The organism is Clostridium sp. JNZ X4-2 (assembly GCF_054889485.1).
In genome coordinates, this window is sequence record NZ_CM142685.1 from 222,895 (window position 1) to 241,858 (window position 18,964).

Annotated in this window: 15 protein-coding genes, 1 other RNA gene and 1 pseudogene; 9 read left to right on the forward strand and 8 right to left on the reverse strand. The window is 35.3% G+C overall.

The features are described 5' to 3' along the window. Positions 1-50 precede the first annotated feature (50 nt). The 6 genes from eno (at position 51) to ACYUJ6_RS01295 (ending at position 5,844) form a co-directional block, all read left to right on the forward strand. Entirely contained in the window at positions 51-1,343 is a 1,293-nt protein-coding gene (gene eno, locus ACYUJ6_RS01270) for a phosphopyruvate hydratase (RefSeq protein WP_461844092.1), read from the forward strand. Positions 1,344-1,557: 214 nt separating this feature from the next. Next, the gene (secG, locus tag ACYUJ6_RS01275) at positions 1,558-1,791 is read left to right on the forward strand and encodes a preprotein translocase subunit SecG (RefSeq protein ID WP_461844093.1); all 234 of its coding nucleotides are present in this window, start codon (positions 1,558-1,560) and stop codon (positions 1,789-1,791) included. A 188-nt stretch (positions 1,792-1,979) separates the two neighbouring features. Continuing rightward, on the forward strand, positions 1,980-4,109 hold the full coding sequence (gene rnr / locus ACYUJ6_RS01280; RefSeq protein WP_461844094.1) for a ribonuclease R: 2,130 nt from the start codon (positions 1,980-1,982) through the stop codon (positions 4,107-4,109). Between the two features lie 36 nt (positions 4,110-4,145). Continuing rightward, entirely contained in the window at positions 4,146-4,616 is a 471-nt protein-coding gene (smpB, locus tag ACYUJ6_RS01285; RefSeq protein WP_461844095.1) for an SsrA-binding protein SmpB, read from the forward strand. Between the two features lie 257 nt (positions 4,617-4,873). Then, complete coding sequence (locus ACYUJ6_RS01290; protein WP_461844096.1) at positions 4,874-5,227, forward strand: sigma factor-like helix-turn-helix DNA-binding protein; 354 nt, start codon at positions 4,874-4,876, stop codon at positions 5,225-5,227. Between the two features lie 32 nt (positions 5,228-5,259). Continuing rightward, on the forward strand, positions 5,260-5,844 hold the full coding sequence (locus ACYUJ6_RS01295) for a RuBisCO large subunit C-terminal-like domain-containing protein (RefSeq protein ID WP_461844097.1): 585 nt from the start codon (positions 5,260-5,262) through the stop codon (positions 5,842-5,844). A gap of 136 nt (positions 5,845-5,980) precedes the next feature. Here the strand turns inward: ACYUJ6_RS01295 and ACYUJ6_RS01300 are convergent, their stop codons facing one another. Next, positions 5,981-6,421: an iron hydrogenase small subunit gene (locus ACYUJ6_RS01300; protein ID WP_461845407.1), complete on the reverse strand. Its 441-nt coding sequence runs from the start codon at positions 6,419-6,421 to the stop codon at positions 5,981-5,983. Positions 6,422-6,448: 27 nt separating this feature from the next. After that, a pseudogene (locus ACYUJ6_RS01305) lies at positions 6,449-7,542 on the reverse strand ([FeFe] hydrogenase, group A); the annotation flags it as partial. Positions 7,543-7,907: 365 nt separating this feature from the next. Here ACYUJ6_RS01305 and hcp point away from each other — a divergent pair. Continuing rightward, positions 7,908-9,560 carry a hydroxylamine reductase gene (gene hcp, locus ACYUJ6_RS01310; RefSeq protein WP_461844098.1) on the forward strand — a complete coding sequence of 551 codons (1,653 nt, stop codon included), beginning with the start codon at positions 7,908-7,910 and terminating at the stop codon, positions 9,558-9,560. Between the two features lie 227 nt (positions 9,561-9,787). Here the strand turns inward: hcp and ssrA are convergent. The 4 genes from ssrA to ACYUJ6_RS01330 all read right to left on the reverse strand — a co-directional run bounded on the left by ssrA (position 9,788) and on the right by ACYUJ6_RS01330 (position 12,797). Continuing rightward, positions 9,788-10,148: a transfer-messenger RNA gene (gene ssrA / locus ACYUJ6_RS01315) on the reverse strand. 187 nt (positions 10,149-10,335) lie between these two features. Then, on the reverse strand, positions 10,336-11,730 hold the full coding sequence (locus ACYUJ6_RS01320; protein ID WP_461844099.1) for a hypothetical protein: 1,395 nt from the start codon (positions 11,728-11,730) through the stop codon (positions 10,336-10,338). 135 nt (positions 11,731-11,865) lie between these two features. Continuing rightward, entirely contained in the window at positions 11,866-12,201 is a 336-nt protein-coding gene (locus ACYUJ6_RS01325) for a cupin domain-containing protein (RefSeq protein ID WP_461844100.1), read from the reverse strand. A gap of 443 nt (positions 12,202-12,644) precedes the next feature. Then, a complete protein-coding gene (locus tag ACYUJ6_RS01330; RefSeq protein WP_461844101.1) occupies positions 12,645-12,797 on the reverse strand; it encodes a hypothetical protein in 153 nt (50 codons plus the stop codon). A 153-nt stretch (positions 12,798-12,950) separates the two neighbouring features. On the opposite strand from ACYUJ6_RS01330, the gene ACYUJ6_RS01335 reads away from it, so the two are divergent. Then, positions 12,951-13,868: a fused DSP-PTPase phosphatase/NAD kinase-like protein gene (locus ACYUJ6_RS01335; protein ID WP_461844102.1), complete on the forward strand. Its 918-nt coding sequence runs from the start codon at positions 12,951-12,953 to the stop codon at positions 13,866-13,868. Between the two features lie 72 nt (positions 13,869-13,940). On the opposite strand, the gene ACYUJ6_RS01340 is transcribed toward ACYUJ6_RS01335, so the two are convergent. Then, on the reverse strand, positions 13,941-14,621 hold the full coding sequence (locus tag ACYUJ6_RS01340; RefSeq protein ID WP_461844103.1) for a hypothetical protein: 681 nt from the start codon (positions 14,619-14,621) through the stop codon (positions 13,941-13,943). A 488-nt stretch (positions 14,622-15,109) separates the two neighbouring features. Here ACYUJ6_RS01340 and ACYUJ6_RS01345 point away from each other — a divergent pair, with 488 nt between their 5' ends. Further along, on the forward strand, positions 15,110-16,981 hold the full coding sequence (locus ACYUJ6_RS01345) for a cell wall-binding repeat-containing protein (protein ID WP_461844104.1): 1,872 nt from the start codon (positions 15,110-15,112) through the stop codon (positions 16,979-16,981). 257 nt (positions 16,982-17,238) lie between these two features. On the opposite strand, the gene ACYUJ6_RS01350 is transcribed toward ACYUJ6_RS01345, so the two are convergent. Continuing rightward, positions 17,239-18,843 carry a GxGYxYP domain-containing protein gene (locus tag ACYUJ6_RS01350; RefSeq protein WP_461844105.1) on the reverse strand — a complete coding sequence of 535 codons (1,605 nt, stop codon included), beginning with the start codon at positions 18,841-18,843 and terminating at the stop codon, positions 17,239-17,241. Positions 18,844-18,964 lie beyond the last annotated feature (121 nt).

Here is an 18,964-nt window from a genome sequence, read left to right on the forward strand (position 1 = left end):
ATTGAAGGGAGTTGAAAAGGCCATTATAATTTCCATAATGGCTGATGTTTATGAAAAATTATATAGAAATAGTGGACGTAACTGCAAGACAAATCCTTGATTCAAGATCAAATCCTACTGTAGAAGTAGAAGTTTTACTGGAGAATGGTACTATAGGCAAGGCAGCAGTACCCTCAGGTGCATCTACTGGAGAATTTGAAGCTGTGGAACTCAGAGACGAAGATGCTGAAAAATATAAGGGGAAAGGTGTATTAAAAGCCATTGACAATGTAAATAACTACATAGCAGAAGAGCTGATAGGAATGAATGTATTTGATCAGGTGCTGATAGATAAAACCATGATAGAATTGGATGGCACTGACAATAAAGCAAAATTAGGGGCTAATGCTATTTTAGGTGTATCACTGGCATGTGCAAGAGCTGCTTCTGAATATCTGGGATTAAGTTTATATCAATATATAGGGGGAGTAAATGCAAAAGTTCTCCCCATTCCAATGATGAATATATTAAATGGAGGAAAACATGCGGACAATAATGTGGATCTTCAGGAATTTATGATAATGCCTGCAGGTGCACCAAGTTTTAGTGAGGCTCTTAGAATGGGCTCAGAGGTTTATCACACATTAAAGTCTCTCCTGAAATCAAAGGGATATGATACTGGAGTGGGTGATGAAGGAGGATTTGCACCAAATTTGAAATCAAATGAAGAGGCAGTACAGATTATAGTTGAGGCTATAGAAAAAGCTGGATATACACCAGGAAAAGATATATATATAGCACTTGATCCTGCTTCATCGGAATTTTATGAAAATGGCAAATATAATTTAAAAGGCGAGGGAAAGGTTTTAACTCCTGAAGAAATGGTAGATTTTTATGTTAAAATTGCAGAAAAATATCCTATAATTTCACTGGAAGACGGTATGGCAGAAGAGGACTGGGAAGGATGGGCAATATTAACTGAAAAGCTGGGAAGTAAAATTCAGCTGGTAGGTGATGATCTTTTTGTAACAAATACCAGGAGACTAAAAAAGGGTATAGATAAAAAGGTTGCAAACTCCATATTAATAAAATTAAATCAAATAGGGACACTTACAGAAACATTAAATGCTATAGAAATGGCAGAAAGGGCCGGGTATACGGCAGTAGTATCACATAGATCCGGTGAAACAGAAGATACAACTATTGCAGATTTGGTGGTGGCTGTAAACGCAGGACAGATAAAAACCGGAGCACCAGCTAGAAGTGAAAGGGTTGCAAAATACAATCGACTCTTGAGAATAGAAGAAGAATTAGGGGAAGCAGCTGAATACAGAGGATTGGATGCATTTTATAATGTGAAATAAAACAGATAGTTAATTTATATGAATTGAGTCCAGGCAGACTTTAAATAAAAACTCTTAAGATTCAAGTGAAATTATTATTTCTATAGGTCTTAAGAGTTTTTACATATCTATTAAAAAATGAAAATTGAAATTAATACGTATATATGTTAATATTAAATGTATATTAATTTTGACAGGACAATATTTTACATATACTAGCAGGAGGTGGAGAACCATGCATGCTTTTCTCATAATTTTACAACTAATAATAGGTGTTATGCTTGTAGCAGTTGTGCTTATGCAGCCGGGAAAAACCAATGGATTGAGTGGCTTTATATCTGGCGGAGCAGCTGAAAGCTTTTATTCAAGAAATAAATCCAGAACATCAGAAGCTATGTTGTCTAGGGTAACGGTTTTTTTGTCTATAATATTTGCAGTTATATGTGTAGTGCAAAATTTAATGAAATAATTGTATTTGACAGTAGTTTATATGAATAGAGTATGATTTACTCTATTTATTTTTTATAGAAATTTATGTGGCTGAAATGCATTGATTTTTAAAATAAGATTAATATGTTATTGAATTAAGGTGAGAAATTTGGGTCATATTGAATATTTTTTCTCACTAATGTCAATATAATAAAAGGTGGTGAAAAAATGAATATAAAAGAGACAATTATAAATTTTATGAAGGAACAGGCATATAAGCCTCTGACCATAAAAGAACTGGGAAAGGTGTTTTCCATAAGAAAAAATGAAATAAAAGATTTTAAGAAAGTGATGGATCAGTTGGAAAAAGAGGGATTAATAATTAAAACCCGTACTAACAGATATGGCATACCCGATAAGATGGGACTTGTAACAGGAAAATTTCAGGGGCACCAAAAGGGATACGGATTTGTTATACCGGATAATGAGGGAATGGATGTGTTTGTATCTTCTTCCTCCTTGAATGGTGCCATGAACGGGGATAAAGTTGTAGTAAAAGTAACTAAGGAAGAAAATAGAGGAAAAAAATGTGAGGGTGAAATAATAAGGGTACTTGAAAGAGCAAATAAGACAATTATAGGTACATTTGAAAATAGTAAGAATTTTGGATTTGTTGTACCGGAAGAAAAACGCATAGATCAAGATGTATTTATACCTAAAGAATGCAGGAAAGATGCGGAAACAGGAGATATAGTAATTGTACAAATAACTAAATGGTCTGATAATAGAAGAAATCCAGAGGGAAAAATAGTAGATATATTAGGCAAAAGAGGAGAAAAAGGTATAGATATATTGACTATAATAAAAAAGAACAACCTTCCGGAAGAGTTTCCTCCAAAGGTTTTGAAATATGCAGAGAATATCTCTGAAGAAATACCCAAGAGGGAATATAAAAGAAGAGTTGATTTAAGAGATGTGCTTACAGTTACAATAGATGGTGAAGATGCAAAAGATTTAGATGATGCTGTATCTCTAAGAAAGCTTGAAAACGGAAATTATTATTTAGGTGTTCACATAGCAGATGTCTCCCATTATGTAACAGAAAAATGTCCATTGGATAAAGAAGCATTAAAAAGAGGGAACTCAGTATATCTTATAGATAGGGTTATACCAATGCTTCCTAAAAAATTATCAAACGGCATCTGCAGTTTAAACCCCAATACGGATAGATTGACTTTAAGCTGTCTTATGGAGATAGACAAAGATGGCAGAGTATTAAAGCATGATATTGTAGAGAGCATAATAAAAACTAATGAAAGAATGACTTATACAGATGTTACTAAAATACTTAGAGATGAGGATCCTGAAACTATAAAAAGATATGATTATTTAGTGGATACATTTAAGCTTATGGAAAAGCTCTGTAAAGTCCTAAATAGAAAGAGAAAGGTAAGAGGTGCCATAGACTTTGATTTTCAGGAATGTAAAATAATTCTGGATTCATTGGGAGTACCTGTAAAAATTGAGCCTTATGAAAGAGGAATATCAAATAGAATAATAGAAGAATTTATGCTGGTGTGTAATGAAACCATAGCTGAGCATATGTTCTGGACCAATACGCCTTTTGTATACAGAATACATGAGGATCCTGATGAGGAAAAATTAATGCGTTTTAACGAATTTGTCCATAACCTGGGTTATACAATTAGATGGGGACAAGAAGTTCATCCTAAGGTTCTTCAGGATATTATAGAGAAGGTAAAGGGAAAAAAAGAAGAAACAGTGGTAAGCACTCTGCTGCTCCGCTCCATGAAACAGGCCAGATATTCACCAGAGTGTGTAGGTCATTTTGGATTGGCAGCTAAATATTATTGCCATTTTACTTCACCTATAAGGAGATATCCGGATTTAATAATCCACAGAATAATTAAGAAGTTCATAAATGGGCAATTAGATGAGAGCGGAATAAAGAGGCTGGCTAAAGAAGTTGATTATGCATCAAGACAATCTTCTGATATGGAGAGACTGGCTCAGGATGCTGAAAGGGAAGTAGATGATCTGAAGAAGGCAGAGTATATGAGCAAAAGAATTGGTGAAGAATTTAATGGTATAATATCTTCAGTTACCAATTTTGGAATGTTTGTTGAACTTTCAAATACAATTGAAGGATTGGTTCACATGAGCACTTTAGAAGACGATTATTATATATATGACGAAAAGCATCTTAGCCTTATGGGGGAAAAAACCAGGAATATATATAAATTAGGAGACGAAGTTAGAATTCGTGTGTTAAAGGTGGATATGTCCGCCCATGAAATATATTTTGAATTGGTAGAAAAAAATGATATTGAAGAATAGAAACTGAATGTTGAAATGAAAAGGGGATGGATTATTATGGCTAAAGTCAAGTCTAATAATAAAACTCTTGCGGAGAATAGAAAGGCAAGACATGATTATTTTATTGAAGAGACTGTGGAGGCCGGAATAGAATTAGTGGGAACAGAGGTTAAGTCTATAAGAGAGGGCAAGGCCAATTTAAAAGATAGCTATGGTGAGATAAGAAATGGAGAAATATTTATACGCAGCATGCATATAAGTCCCTATGAAAAGGGCAATATTTTCAATAAGGATCCTTTAAGAGACAGAAAATTACTTCTTCATAAAAAAGAAATAGTCAAATTGGCTGGATACACAGCTCAGCAGGGATATACCATTGTCCCATTGGCTCTTTACCTTAAACATGGAAGAGTAAAGGTGAATTTAGCAGTGGCAAAAGGAAAGAAAAATTATGATAAAAGGGATGCACTTTTGGAGAAAGCTGCCAAGAGAGATATAGACAGGCAGATGAAGCAGAAATACAGATAAAAGGAAGCAGCCAATAGTTAACAGTTAATAGTGGATGAAGATTTTTGGTGACCACCGAAAGTAAGCCGGAACTGTTAACTATTAAAATTCAATTAGCAGCTCTTAAATATGCTTTTAATTCTACAATTAATACAACACATGAAAAGCGTATTAATTGTGAATAGTGAAAATATTTTCTATACTGATAATATATTAATTGAATATTATAATGTAAATCATAATATAGAATAGAAATTATAATGAAAGCAGGAGTAAATATGCGACCTGAAGTTTATAACCAGTCTACATTTATAATTCTAAAGGCAGCATATCTTTATTATATAAAAGATATGTCTCAAAATGAAATAGCCGATATACTGAACATATCCATAACTACTGTTTCACGTCTTATAAAAAAAGCAAAAGATGAAAAAATAGTTGAATTCGTTATTAGAGATCCATATATAAAATGTATACATTTAGAAGAAAAATTGAAACAAGCTTTTAAATTAAAAGAAGTCATAATAGCTCCTAATCCTGTAGATAATTCTATGGATAATTTAAAAGTGGAATCAGAAAATATAAAAAAACTTGTTGCTTTAGAAGGAGCTAGGTACATACAGTTAATATAACTGATGAAGTATCAAGCCTTAAAGAAGATGCCATGAAAGTAATAAATGCAGGAGCCAATTGCATAATGGTTGATACATTTTGTGTAGGGCTGTCGGCACTTAGAGCTTTAGCAGAAGATCCTGAAATCAACGTACCTATATTATCCCATTGCTGTTTTGGTGCTTCCTGGACCATATCCCAGTATCAAGGCATAAGTTCTGTTGTATTAACTAAATTAACTAGAATGTGCGGAGCAGATACAATGCTTTTGGAAGCTCCTTATGGAAAATTTGATATTACTGTATCTAAATATATAAAGAACCTGATAGCCTGCACCGGTAAATTTTATGATTTGAAGCCTTCTCTTCCGTTTATGGGAGGCGGAGTAATACCTGGACTGGTGCCTAGGATTATGGAGGATGCAGGTAATGACTGCATGCTGGGAGTTGGAGCTGGTATTCATGGGCATCCAATGGGGCCGGCAGCAGGAGCAAGAGCATTCAGGCAGGCAATAGATGGGTATATGAAAAGCATGGATTTAAAAGAAACAGCCAAAAATCATGAGGAATTACGTGCTGCAATTGAAAAGTGGAGTATTTATGGAGAAGATGATGTAAAGGGACTTTATGCAATTTAAAAAGTAAAAGGGAGATGAGCACAGAATTGGTTTTTATACAAATCTATGCTCATCTCCAATGGTTATAACTGGATACATATAACCAGCAAGTACAAGTTCCTTTGGCATGAAGCTTGTATTATAAAAATTAGAGGCTTTATTCAGAAACTGTCAGCTCTTCAAACTGGTCTGCACCTACGCCGCAAAGAGGGCACTTGTAATTTTCCGGAAGGCTGTCACCCTGGTATATGTATCCACAAACCTTACATCTGAATTTTCTTTTACCTAGATCAGGAATAGTATGTTCAACTTTTTCATCTTCCTGTCTACTTTTTTTAATCATGCCCTTCTCGCCAAGGCTCATACTCCTATTCAAATAAGTTGTATGAAGCAGCTGCTCTGAAAGGCTGCCCAGAGGTTTTCCATAAAAGTTTCTGTACACACGTTTGATATCTGGGTTTTTATAACTTAAACGCAGGAGTTGTGATTTATCCTTGCTGTATAAAGATGAAATTCGCTGGCAGCGGATTTCATCGCTCATGGGTACAGTTGTCTTTGGCTGGCCACCGCCTCCTATGCAGCCTCCCCGGCAGGTCATTACTTCTATGAAGTCATAGGATGCTTCACCGGACTTGAGCTTTTCAAGCAGAATTTGAGCATTGGCAGTTCCGTGAGCCACAGCTGTTTTTATAGAAATATCCCCCACATTCAAGTCAGCCTGGCGGATTCCATCCATACCCCGTACTGGTTTTAAGTCAAGAAGGTTTTCAGGTGGATTTTCACCGGTGATTACGTAATAAGCTGTCCTAATTGCTGCTTCCATTACTCCGCCCGTATTGCCGAAAATTATGCCTGCACCGGAAGCGGATCCCATCAATTTATCATATTTTGAGGGTGAAAGAGTGTTAAAATTAATGTCTTCTTCTTTCATCCATTTTGCCAGTTCGCGAGTGGTAATTACATAATCCATATCACGCAGTTCCAGCATTTTGTTATAATATGCAGATGAGTTCATCTCCGGCCGCCGAATTTCAAATTTTTTGGCAGTACAGGGAGTAACGGCCACGTTGATGATTTTTCGAGGATCAATGCCATTTTCTTTTGCAAAATAAGTTTTGATTGTGGGACCCTGCATTCCAATAGGGCTTTTACTGATGAAAGATTTGGTATCATTTCAGGATAAAAAGTTTCTACAAATTTTACCCAGGCTGGACAGCAGCTGGTAAACTGGGGAAGTGGCTTTGTCTTTTTGGTTATACGTTCAACTAACTCGGCAGCTTCCTCCATAATGGTAAGATCCGCGGCAAAGTTTGTATCCAGCACATAATCACCGCCCAAAGCACGCAATGCAGCTACCATCTGTTCTTCCACAAAGGAGCCGGGTATTAGGCCGAATTCTTCACCAAGAGCTACTCGTACTGATGGTGAGGTGCTGAAAATAACTATTTTATCAGGATCACTTATTGCCTTATTAACTTTTTGGTATTCATAGACTTCTGTAATGGAATTTACAGGGCAAATATTTGCACATTGACCGCAGTGGATACAAATTGGAATATCCCCAGTGCTTTCAAGATCATATAAACCACCCACTGCAATGTCGTTTTCACATATGCGCCTACATTGTCCACATTTAATGCAAAGCTCTTCAATTCTTTTAATAGCTGGATTGTCTGCTTCAATTGGAATACGTATATCTGAGAAAAGATGTTTACTCATAAAAAAGCCTCCTTGATGTAAATAGGTTTTGTACAAACTTTAGTATATAATTGATTGTATGAAAATTTATACTTATGTAAGAATTATTATTAGTATAACATAAAAAATAGAACTTTTCTAGGAACAATAAAATTCGCAGGACCGCCATACAGCCATTTCTGTGAGATCTTATTTCACATTAGAGTAGTCAGGGTAATTTTCGTTTTTTATTTTAAGAAAAGTGATGAAAATTATGTTTTTTTGAAGTTTTTCAATAGTGATATTATTTTAAGGCTCAGTATTGATAGGGGTGTATCTATAATTTAGGCAGAGAGTGGAAACACTAATACAATAAAAAGTGTTTTTATTATAAAGGAGAGATACAAATGGAAAATTCAATGTTTTGTTATCAATGTGAACAAACAGCTGGAGGGAAGGGATGTACAAAAAGCGGAGTTTGTGGCAAAACACCAGAAATTGCAAACTTACAGGATTTATTAATATATCAATTAAAGGGAATTTCCTGTTATGCAAAGCCTTTAATTGAAGGGGGAAAAACTATTGATAAAGAAATAGTAAAAATTGTGGAGAATGGCTTATTTACAACATTAACAAATGTGAACTTTGATGCCGAAGTTCATGTAAGACTATTGAAGGAATCACAGAAGATAAAAGAAATTTTAAGAGAGCAGGCTCCTGAAGGACAGTATCCAGATGCAGCTGCATATAATCTAAGTGATACAAAAGAAGAGATGCTGAAGGATTCAGTAAAAGCAGGCATTATGTATGATCAGAATCTTGATGCTGACATTCGCTCCTTAAGATCAACTATACTATATGGATTAAAAGGTATAAGTGCCTATGGACATCAGGCAAGGTTCCTTGGATATAATAATAAACAAGTAGATAATATTTATTTCTTGGGGCTTGAGTCTACCACAAATGATAATTTAACTCTTGAGGATATGATACGTATGACCATGAGGGTTGGAGATATGGCAGTGCAGGTGATGCAGACTTTAGACAAAGCCAATACTTCTACATATAAAAATCCTTCACCTCATAAAGTGAATGTTAATATTAAAAAAGGTCCGTTTATTATAGTATCTGGTCATGACTTGAGAGATTTAGAAATGCTTTTAGAGCAAACAGAAGGAAAGCAGATTAATATATATACTCATGGGGAAATGCTGCCGTCACATGGATATCCGGAATTAAAAAAATACAAACATTTAGCAGGCAATTTTGGTTCTGCATGGCAAAATCAGCAAAAAGAATTTGATAATATACCAGGATGCATCTTAATGACTACTAACTGTCTAATGAGACCAAGAGAAACATATAAAGACAGAATATTTTCAACAAATGTTGTAGGATGGGATGGAGTAAAGCATATAGATGTTTTAGAGGATGGAGCCAAGGACTTCAGTGAAATAATAAATAAGGCATTAGAATTGGGTGGATTTAAAGAAGATGAAGAAGAAAAAGAAATACTGGTGGGATTTGGGCATAATGCAGTATTATCCAATGCAGAAACTATAGTCAATGCAGTTAAGGAAGGAAAGATAAGACATTTCTTCTTGATAGGCGGTTGTGATGGAGCAAGGCCAGGAAGAAGTTACTATACTGATTTTGCTAAAATGGTTCCAGAAGACTGCATAATTCTTACCTTAGCCTGCGGTAAGTACAGATTCAATAAATTAGATTTTGGAACAGTAGCTGGATTGCCAAGGCTATTGGATGTAGGACAGTGTAATGATGCATATTCAGCAGTTAGAATAGCAACAGGGCTTGCGGATGCCTTTGAAACAGATGTAAATTCATTACCATTAACAATTGTACTTTCTTGGTATGAGCAAAAAGCTGTTGCTGATTTATTAGCATTGTTGTCACTTGGAATAAAAGGAATATATTTAGGACCAAGTTTACCAGCTTTTATATCCCCCAACGTGCTGCAATATCTAGTAGATACTTTTGAAATAAAGCCTATTAGTACTCCGGAAGATGATCTAAGGAGCTCATTGAAACAATCGAATTAAGCTTGGCTTAACTATCAAAAACATTAAAGTGAGTTGATACTAATGCAGTTACTGCAGCAGTTCCTGCACAGCCCTAGAATAATTTTAATCCCAGGTCATGTATTTGGCCCGGGGTTTTATTTTTTTACTGCTTAATAAGTAGAAACTCCAGCTCAAATTAAGCTGGAGTTATGTTTTTATTTATGTATATTATGTCTATATTTTCTTATATCAATTGTGGACTTAATTGGTGGAGGCGAGGGGAATCGAACCCCTGTCCGAAAATGGAAACATTTGAGCATCTCCGAGTGCAGTCCTTAGTTTAACATTCCCTCTTTCAGACGCCTAAGGACAGGCTTCTGAATTTAGTAGCTTCATAAATTCCGTTTCCAGGTCAAAGCTTTGCTGGACTCGGTACCCCGCTGTCGACGCCAGGCACTGGATCGCGGGAATTCCAGGCTGACGGCTAGCAGACTACGCTGCTAAAGCTAAATTTTCGTTATTGTTTGCGTTTAAATTTAATCCTATAGTTTTTTAACGCGGGCCCACAGGTTCCCTCGACTCGCTTCTCAAACACATCTCATCCCCGTCGAAACCAATTGCGCCCCCGAGTTATAAGATATATTAATTTATACATACAGCAATAAGCTGATGCAGTATTAAATTATATCATCTATTATTTAATAAGTCAACTAGAAGAAATTGCTAATTTGGTAAAAGAGAGTGGACCTTGAAAGTGGCTCCAAGGCCCTTGGAGTATAACTATATATTTTTGTAAAAAACATTTTATCCCCTATTATATTAAAAATGATGCAAATATGGTAGTTACAAGCAGACCTATTATGACTGGTATCAGGTTTCTCTTTGCAAGTTCAAATGGATTTACTTTACATATGGCTGCAACAGGTATTACGGCCCAGGGTATTACAGTCCCACCACCAATCCATATGCCTGCTATTTGGCCCATGGCCGTTAATGTGGACACGCCGCTGCCTAGTGCCGTGGAAAATAATTTGGCAATGGAGCCTACCAGAGGTATTCCTGAAAAGCCGGATCCATCCAGTCCTGTTATGGCCCCTACTGCAGTTAAGGTTCCAGATGCAAGCAGCGGATTGGCAGGTGCAATATTTGAGAAAGCTATGCCCAGATCATTAACTATGCCATGGGAGGATGGAGGCAGTACCTTACCGAATATTTCAGTAAAAGCTGAGTCTCCCAGGTAAAAGAAGGCTGCTATGGGAATGACTATGCCAAATATTTTAAATCCGAATATAAGTCCGTCTACAATATGAGTCGTAATTTTCTCCAGGCACCTTTTACCATAGGCTATGATTGAAATCAAGCTTAAAATAAATACGGCAGTTCCGCCTATTAGAGCTGTAGCATCTCCTCCTTGAAGTTTACATGTATACATGATTACTATGTCCAATAAAAATATTAATATTGTTAAAATAGTCAAGAATTTTCTTAGAAAATTTGGTATGACAATAGTATCCTTTTCTTCCTGTGCAGCTATTTCTTCTTTTTGAAAACTCATATCTATATTTCCATTTTTCATGTCTCTTTTCAGCATATAAAAAGCTATCATCGTAGTGACTACACCCATTACTACAGTTAAAGGTATACTTGCAGATACAACGCTTGAGACCTTTATTCCCGCTGCATCAGCTGTAAGTTTCGGGGCTGCCTGTATTATAAAATCACTGGACAGGGCTATACCGTGACCAAATAAATTCATAGCTACTGCAGCACCTATAGGCGGGAGACCTACCTTTTTTGCTATAGGCAAAAATAATGCTCCTATAAGGGCTACAGCAGGAGAAGGCCAGAAAAACCAGGATAATGCCATCATTACAATACCTATAATCCAGTAACACATCCAATAGGATTTCATTATTCTCTTAAAGGGTGATACTAATTCCCTATTTATCCCTACGACCACTAATACATTGCTCATTGCAGTTATTATGGATATTATGAAAATAGTGGGCATGAGTTCCTTGGTGGCATAAACAAGGCTGTTGAAAACTCCCATAATGGATTTAGGTATAGAGCTGGTTGCAAGTATTCCCAGTGTGAAAATTCCAATTATACATATAAGTGATATGTCCCGCTTCAATGCCATGGCTATAATTATTATTAGAATAAAGATAATATAAATATAATGTAGGTTTGTTAGTATGATATTCATATGTGACCTCCGCATAAAATGAGTATATTAACAATTTATGCAGAAGGATTTTTTGAGGTGATTAAAATTTTAAAGAGAAAATCCTTGTAAAAGATAAAAGTCATCAAAGTAATGATGACTTTTATTCTGGAACAATCAACCTTTTATCACTGTCAGAATCATCTTGAATTTTTCACAGGCTTGAAGTGCATGGGGAACATTGGCAGGCATTACTATAGTCTGGCCCTCCTTTAGGGTAAAAGTATGGCCGCCTATTGTTATCTCAGCTTTGCCGTCCAGTATTTGAACCATGGCATCTCCTGGAGTTACATGGGAACTTATGCCTTCATCTTTATCAAGGGAAAACAAGGTAATATTTGCATTGGGCGTCTGGGCAAGAGTTCTGCTTATAACCTGGCCTTCCTCATATGATACCAGATCTTTTAAGTTTATTATCTTGGAAAATTCTATATTTTTTATTAAATTACTCATACATTTTACCTCCTTGTATTTCTTAATTATATTATAAACTTTTTGTGCATAGGTATATGTACCTTATGTTACCAAATATTAAAAGAATATACTGCCTCCATGACTTATTTGCCGTATGCTGCGGAAGAAAGGAATGCTGCGGCCATAAGCAATGGCCTGGTAAGGAAGCTGTCTGGGTCTTGAAAAGGTTGAGGACATAATATCTGATTTAATAGTAGAGCAGATTCTGAATACAGAAATACAGGAAGAAAAGTATAATTGATTTTTCCCTCCTGTACTTTTTAAAAAATAATTCCACCCGAGATCATTTATTTTGCTGAGTGTTTTTTTCTGGTCTTATTATGATTTTTTGCCTCTTCAGTAGGGGGTGTATTGCCCTTGCACTTTTTCATTCGGGCTTGTTTATTATCGGGTTGACTGTCTTTTGGCATTTTTTATCACCTCTAAATTAATCCTGCATCTTTGTTTCCGGTTTTAGCTTTACCCTGGATTTCTGATACAGGTTTTTCTGCGTTTTTCTTGATTTTCATTTTTTTATTGCTTTCAGTTCCGTGAGGCTGCTTTGGATCCGGTCTTCTCATACCTGCTTTAGTCATAAAAATATCCTCCTTGACTTTTAAAATAAAAGATATATTTTATCTTTTGCACCAGTCAATATAATATACATCTTTTTGCAATTAAATTCAGTAATAATATTTAAGTAAAATTGAAAAGATATATATGAAATCATAAAAGAGAGGTGAAATATTATGAATAAAAAATTTAGCAAATTGATAAGTATGTTTATCTGTGCAGTATTTTTTATATCATTCATAGGGATTATAGGAATATCTGCAGTACATTCTAAAGAAGTTTTCAATACCCAGAATAGTGAGTCCCATCTTAAGATAGATTCAAAGAAAAAAGCTAAGATGCCTAAGAGATTTAGGAAAACCACAGATAATATAGAAAAGAAAGATGTGAATTTAAAAGGATTATCCTCATTAAATGCTTCAGGAAGTGCACAATTTACTGGCAATAATATAAAAATGATGAAAGAGCAGATAGGTGATGTGCCTATAGCTGTAGTTGATTTAAGGCAGGAATCCCACGGATTCATAAATAATCTGGCAGTGAGCTGGGTAGGTGAAGACAATAATAAGGCAAATAAGGGATTTAGCAGAGATGAAGTCCTAAAAGATGAAAGTAGAAAACTTAAGGGTATTGAGTTAAATGAAGAAATGGATGTTGATGGAAAAGAGATAATTCCAACTAAAGTCCAAAGTGAGAAAGAACTTGTAGAGGAAAATGGCATGAGCTATATCAGGATACCGGTCACGGACAATGAAAGACCTTCGGATGAGATGGTGGATTATTTTATAAAGGAAGTTAAAAAAATGCCTAAGGATACCTGGTATCATTTTCATTGCAAGGCCGGAATCGGAAGGACCACTACCTTTATGACCATGTATGACATGATGAAAAATTCAAAAGATGTCAGTCTGGAAGATATAATGGAAAGGCAGGTTTTACTGGGAGGCAAGAATCTTCTTAAACCTTCATATAAACCTGGCAGTTTTTCTTCGGAAAGATCTGAATTCATAAAGAAATTTTATAAATACACAAGGGAAAACAAGGATGATTTTAATACCACCTGGTCACAGTGGCTTAAAACCAGCGGAAGCTGATAAAGCAAGTAAAATATTTTCAGGTAAAAAATAAGGAAAGGTCTCCAGGCAATTACTTGGCTGAGAGGCCTTTTATTTAATAATCTTCTCTAAGTCACTGAGTTTGAACTCATCTTGTACAGCAGATCTTTTTAAAATAATAGTACTATCTAAAGTTTCAGATGAATTTTCTGATATATTATCTAAATTCAACTCTTTTCCATCACTTGTTTTTTGTTGTATATTAAAAGCTCCATTAATTTCACCAACCATGGAGTATAATGGTTTATCAGAAGCAGTTTGGGGAATAGAAGGATAATGTGATATATCTGATAAATACAACAATACTGTACCAGTATCGGGAAGCAGATTATCAGTGTCGGTGTGAACTACTAGATTATCAACTGTTCCGCCAAGTGTTCTGACAGATATTTTGTCACCTGCTTTTATATCTTCATTTTGTTTATTCTTTAAAATTTTCAATATCTTTATGTTAGTATCTGTATAAACAACATCATCAGCATCTTTTGTATTTGCTTTAACTTTAACTGGAGAATCTTTACCTGCAACTTGACCAATAACAATCAAATCTGCATTTTTTGTTATCCATTCTGGTTTTTTAACTTCAGAATTATAGACGTTACCTGTAACAGTTACAACTTTAGGACTGTGAACTTTATTATAATTGGAAAAGGAAATGTATCCAACGCCAACAATGGCGGCTAGGGAAACCATAACTATTCCTTTTTTACTTAAAGATTTTAAATCTATCATATATATCCTCCCCTTTGTATAATAAGTTTAGTAGTCAATTTAAGTGTTATTTCCAGCAAGTAATCGGCAATAAAACTACTGTTTGCAAAATCTCAATTCTATGATTTTTATAAATTGTAAATATACCAGAAAATATGAAAAATATATTTAATAATATAGATATAAAACATATAATATTTCTTTTTTCACTGCCATGCATTCGGATTAATGCCTGTATTAATTACAGCACTTAAAAAAATTATTTTTTATAGTATATCTGATATACAGGCCATTGTCCAATATATTTAAATATTGCTAATTATCCATCAGGATCGTCTTATCCAAGTACATAGAAGTATTTATCTCCAATTTTAAGAAGTTGGGAGTATTAATAATAATAGCGTTCGGGTGAATTTATCAAAAGTTTCATTTTATGTCTGCATTATATAAAAAATGTATTTTCCCATAATCTGAGATAAGTGGACAAACTGTTAATAAAGTGTTACCATATGGAAAATGATGAAAGTGGAAACTTTAAAAAAGGAGCAAAAGATAGAGTGAATAAGAAAAAGATAGTTAGTTTACTGCTAACGTTAGGAATATTAGTTACACCGATTGTAGCACCACAGTATACAGCTGTAGGTAATTTAACTAATAAAGTATACGCATACGATGGTAGCATACAAGACGGAAATAAGGTACAGAAAGAGCCTTTGCAGACGGACACAGGTCTTGTTGGAGAGGGTGTTACCGCATCAGCCAGAATGTCGGAGTCATCAACCTATGAGGAACTTATGGCTTCGCCATATAAAGTAGAAATGCCTGCCGATGTTTTACAGCCAGATGGAAGTGGATATATAGGATTAGATATGACTAAATTAAACGTAGATGGGAAGATATATCACTATAGCTGGCTCAATGGAGAACTTAAAGAAGACAAGTTTGTAGAAGTACGTAAGATATATGTAGCAGAAACAGGAGCAATAGAAAGAATCTACTCCCATTGCATATTTGGTGGTGCTGAGCATAGTTTGATACAGTATGCAGATGCAGTTCCTTCCGCAACATCGGATAATGAACTAAATCCATATTTAAAGAGATATACAACAAACTGGGGAGACTTAATGAACCCAAAACCGTTTATTGACCCTAACGTGGGGGCAGATAATAACGGAAATTATGTAAATAAGGGCAGAAGTAATGCAAAACTAAAGCCAGATGCCAATGGATATGTGGTGGTTTATTCTGACTTACTTGATACTAAAGGTAGGACAGTCCATATAGGAACTACTAATGAGGACAGTGGATTTGTGCATTATGGACCAATAACAGGCGATGAACCAGTCAACTTCAGCAATGCTACTTATGATTCAAGTAAATACGATGATTTTGGGAATCGAAAGGATGAAACTACTCCTACGCAGCCATCTGATCCAACTACTCCTACTAATTTTAAGGGTATAAATGTATCACGTTTAGCTGGATTGGATAGAAAAGAAACTGCAATGAAAATAGCGGATAATTATTTAGGCAAGAATAAGGCAAATAATATAATAGTAGCAAACGGATATAACTACGCAGATGCACTTGCAGGAGCACCTTTAGCAAGACAGTTAAAAGCACCAATACTACTAGTAGGTGGATACGAAGATAGTCAAGACGTTTTAAATTATATAGAGAGCCATTTGGCGGGTAATGGAAAAGTAACTATACTTGGTGGCAGTGCTGTAGTACCTGACAGCTTTAAAAATTGGTTTATTGCCAATGGCGTAAGCTCTTCAAATATAACAAGATATGGCGGTAATGATAGGTATGAAACAGCCAGCAAGATAGAAGGAGCTATAACTACTCCGACTACAGACCCAATATTTATAGCAAGTGGGGAAAACTTTCCAGATGCACTTTCAGCATCTCCTATAGCATCTTCAAGGGGATACAGGATATTCCTTACAAGAGATAACGAGGAATCTAGCTATCTCAGTGATTATCTAACGAAGAATAAGCCATCAAAGGTTTATATTCTTGGAGGTACTGGTTCAGTCAGTACCGAACAAGAAAACAATATAGCCTCACAAGTGGGAAATAAGAATAATATAAAAAGGCTGGGTGGTACTACAAGGTTTGATACTTCAAATTCTATAGCAGAAGAATTCAAAGATGGTGCAACCAATGCTATCATAGTAAATGGGGATGATTACCCAGATGCAATCTCTGGAAGTATTATAGCAGATAAGACACCTTCGATAACCTTACTCACTCCATCGTATAATATTTCAGGAATAGAAACATTTTTAGGCAATAATGTGGGAATAAAAGATGGTTTATTGTTGGGAGGAGAAAAGGTACTTTCCGAAAGTTTAGAAAGTTCGCTGTCAAAGTAATCAAGTATTCTTAGGTTCAGATGGAGTTTACTTATAAGGAATGCTTACTCCGCCTATATAGGAATATAAAAGTTCAAATATAAAGTATTAAATTCGGTTGATTTTCGGTCTTGACTGAAAGTCCTCATTATTTGATATTTAATATTTGTTCTTTTAACTTTATATCAATGGCAGCGTTCGGATAAATGTTATCTAAATATACAACCAATAAAAATACCAGCTATTTTTTGTAGCTGGTATTTTACACAACAAGACTTTTATACGTGATTTACATTTTCCACTATTAGCTCCATGAAGGTATCCGGTGACACCACTTTTACAGCAGGATTCTTGTTCAGCTGCTTTACAACTTCATCTATGTCACTCATGCTTTTGCTCCAGGCATGCACGTATACAAAGGTATAGGCGTAAGGCGTACTTGTATCTGTATAGCCATCCTTTACATATCCATTTATTTTATTTATTAAATCACCATTTTCTCCTATTCCTGACCAGAGTAAATCTCTGCAGGATACTACAGGTTTGCCGTTACTCCATATTATTTTACCCTTGTAATCATCCTGCCTGTTGTAATTGAGATAAAATATACCTTGAATATTTGGATAGGCGGTGTATTTATCCCACAGATCTTTATTGTAAAATGACCAGTTGTCTAAGACAGATACGTATTTTTGATCCACATCTTTCATGTAACTGTTTAATCTTTTTAAATAGGGAGTTAGTGAATCCGGTTTGAATTCACTTGGATACATGTATCCATTGCCGGAAGGGGATACAATAAAGTAATCCCTGAAGGTGTTTGGAGAGGCACTTTTATAATACATTTTAAGTACAGTGGGTGCCAGTTCGTACAAGGATGGACTTATACTGAAGCCCATGTTGAAACTGCCTCTTTCAGCTGAACCATACCATTTGGAAGAGCCAAAATTACTTCCAAGATTCCACTGCTGATTGTCTCCGTCTGACATTATAAAGGTAACATAATGGGTGTTTTTGGGGGCTGAGTTTTTTATGGATTTCAATCTATTTTTTTGAATTAAAGGAGAAGAGGGGAAGGCACTTAATACTGTCAAGTTGTAGGACCAGTCTGCCGGAACCACGCTCACTCCATTTCTGGAAGCTGCACTTATGTTTCCCCCTTCGTCAGGGCCCCATCCAAGGCAGGTGGAGTCTTTACTCATAGATCCAAAAACCTTATTCCTTAGAGAAAAGTCTTTTGGGTCATCTTCGTAGAATACCAGGGATTTGCTCATTATACCGTAGTCTCTGAGAGCGGCATCTCTATTTGGAGACAGCTCAATTACTGTGGAATGGTTCAGCCCCTTATTCCACAGGTTGTTATATGCCCAGTATTTGTCGGTATTTCTACAGTCCTGCTGCATTTTTATGCCGTTATTCTTGACTTTGGTTTCCAGGGATTTGTCTACAGCTATGGAATCTTTTAAAGCTGCAAGAGAACAGGCATTGTTTATGGAAGGATCTTTTTTGGAGAAATTATCATAGAGTACATAGCCTTTTACAAAGCTTTTGAATTTATTCAGCAGGTACCAGGGATCCTCCACCATGCTGTAATTTACCCCATAATTTTCTTTCAGATCCTCCAGCCATATTTTATAGTCCGGCTGATTTTTATTCAAAGTATATATTTGAAAATCGGATTTATTTGATATAACTCCCTGGAGAGTAGTTATCATGGTATTTTCAGCAGGACTCAGGCTGTTTTGCCGTATTACGTAAAGATATTTTGGCATTTTGGAGTTCTTTATATAGTAGGAATGACTTGAAAAAGCACTTACATCTGTAACAAATAAATTGCTTAAAAAAATCAGGATAATTGCCGTAATTAAATTTTTTAATCTCATATAAGGTTACCTCCTGATTTTAGTATGTGGTTTTTTATATAATTGATTCCTGCAAGTATTTTTATAAAAACATTTTTATAATAAAGAAGGAATTTTAAATTATTTATAGAATATAACAGAT

Coding starts and splice junctions, on each gene's coding strand:
- ACYUJ6_RS01335 (WP_461844102.1), top strand. CDS start 12,951: ATGAATAAAAAATTTAGCAAATTGATAAGTATGTTTATCTGTGCAGTA.
- ACYUJ6_RS01290 (WP_461844096.1), top strand. CDS start 4,874: ATGCGACCTGAAGTTTATAACCAGTCTACATTTATAATTCTAAAGGCA.
- ACYUJ6_RS01325 (WP_461844100.1), bottom strand. CDS start 12,201: ATGAGTAATTTAATAAAAAATATAGAATTTTCCAAGATAATAAACTTA.
- smpB (WP_461844095.1), top strand. CDS start 4,146: ATGGCTAAAGTCAAGTCTAATAATAAAACTCTTGCGGAGAATAGAAAG.
- ACYUJ6_RS01300 (WP_461845407.1), bottom strand. CDS start 6,421: ATGACCTGCCGGGGAGGCTGCATAGGAGGCGGTGGCCAGCCAAAGACA.
- ACYUJ6_RS01340 (WP_461844103.1), bottom strand. CDS start 14,621: ATGATAGATTTAAAATCTTTAAGTAAAAAAGGAATAGTTATGGTTTCC.
- rnr (WP_461844094.1), top strand. CDS start 1,980: ATGAATATAAAAGAGACAATTATAAATTTTATGAAGGAACAGGCATAT.
- eno (WP_461844092.1), top strand. CDS start 51: ATGAAAAATTATATAGAAATAGTGGACGTAACTGCAAGACAAATCCTT.
- secG (WP_461844093.1), top strand. CDS start 1,558: ATGCATGCTTTTCTCATAATTTTACAACTAATAATAGGTGTTATGCTT.
- ACYUJ6_RS01330 (WP_461844101.1), bottom strand. CDS start 12,797: ATGACTAAAGCAGGTATGAGAAGACCGGATCCAAAGCAGCCTCACGGA.
- ACYUJ6_RS01295 (WP_461844097.1), top strand. CDS start 5,260: ATGAAAGTAATAAATGCAGGAGCCAATTGCATAATGGTTGATACATTT.
- ACYUJ6_RS01320 (WP_461844099.1), bottom strand. CDS start 11,730: ATGAATATCATACTAACAAACCTACATTATATTTATATTATCTTTATT.
- hcp (WP_461844098.1), top strand. CDS start 7,908: ATGGAAAATTCAATGTTTTGTTATCAATGTGAACAAACAGCTGGAGGG.
- ACYUJ6_RS01350 (WP_461844105.1), bottom strand. CDS start 18,843: ATGAGATTAAAAAATTTAATTACGGCAATTATCCTGATTTTTTTAAGC.
- ACYUJ6_RS01345 (WP_461844104.1), top strand. CDS start 15,110: ATGGAAAATGATGAAAGTGGAAACTTTAAAAAAGGAGCAAAAGATAGA.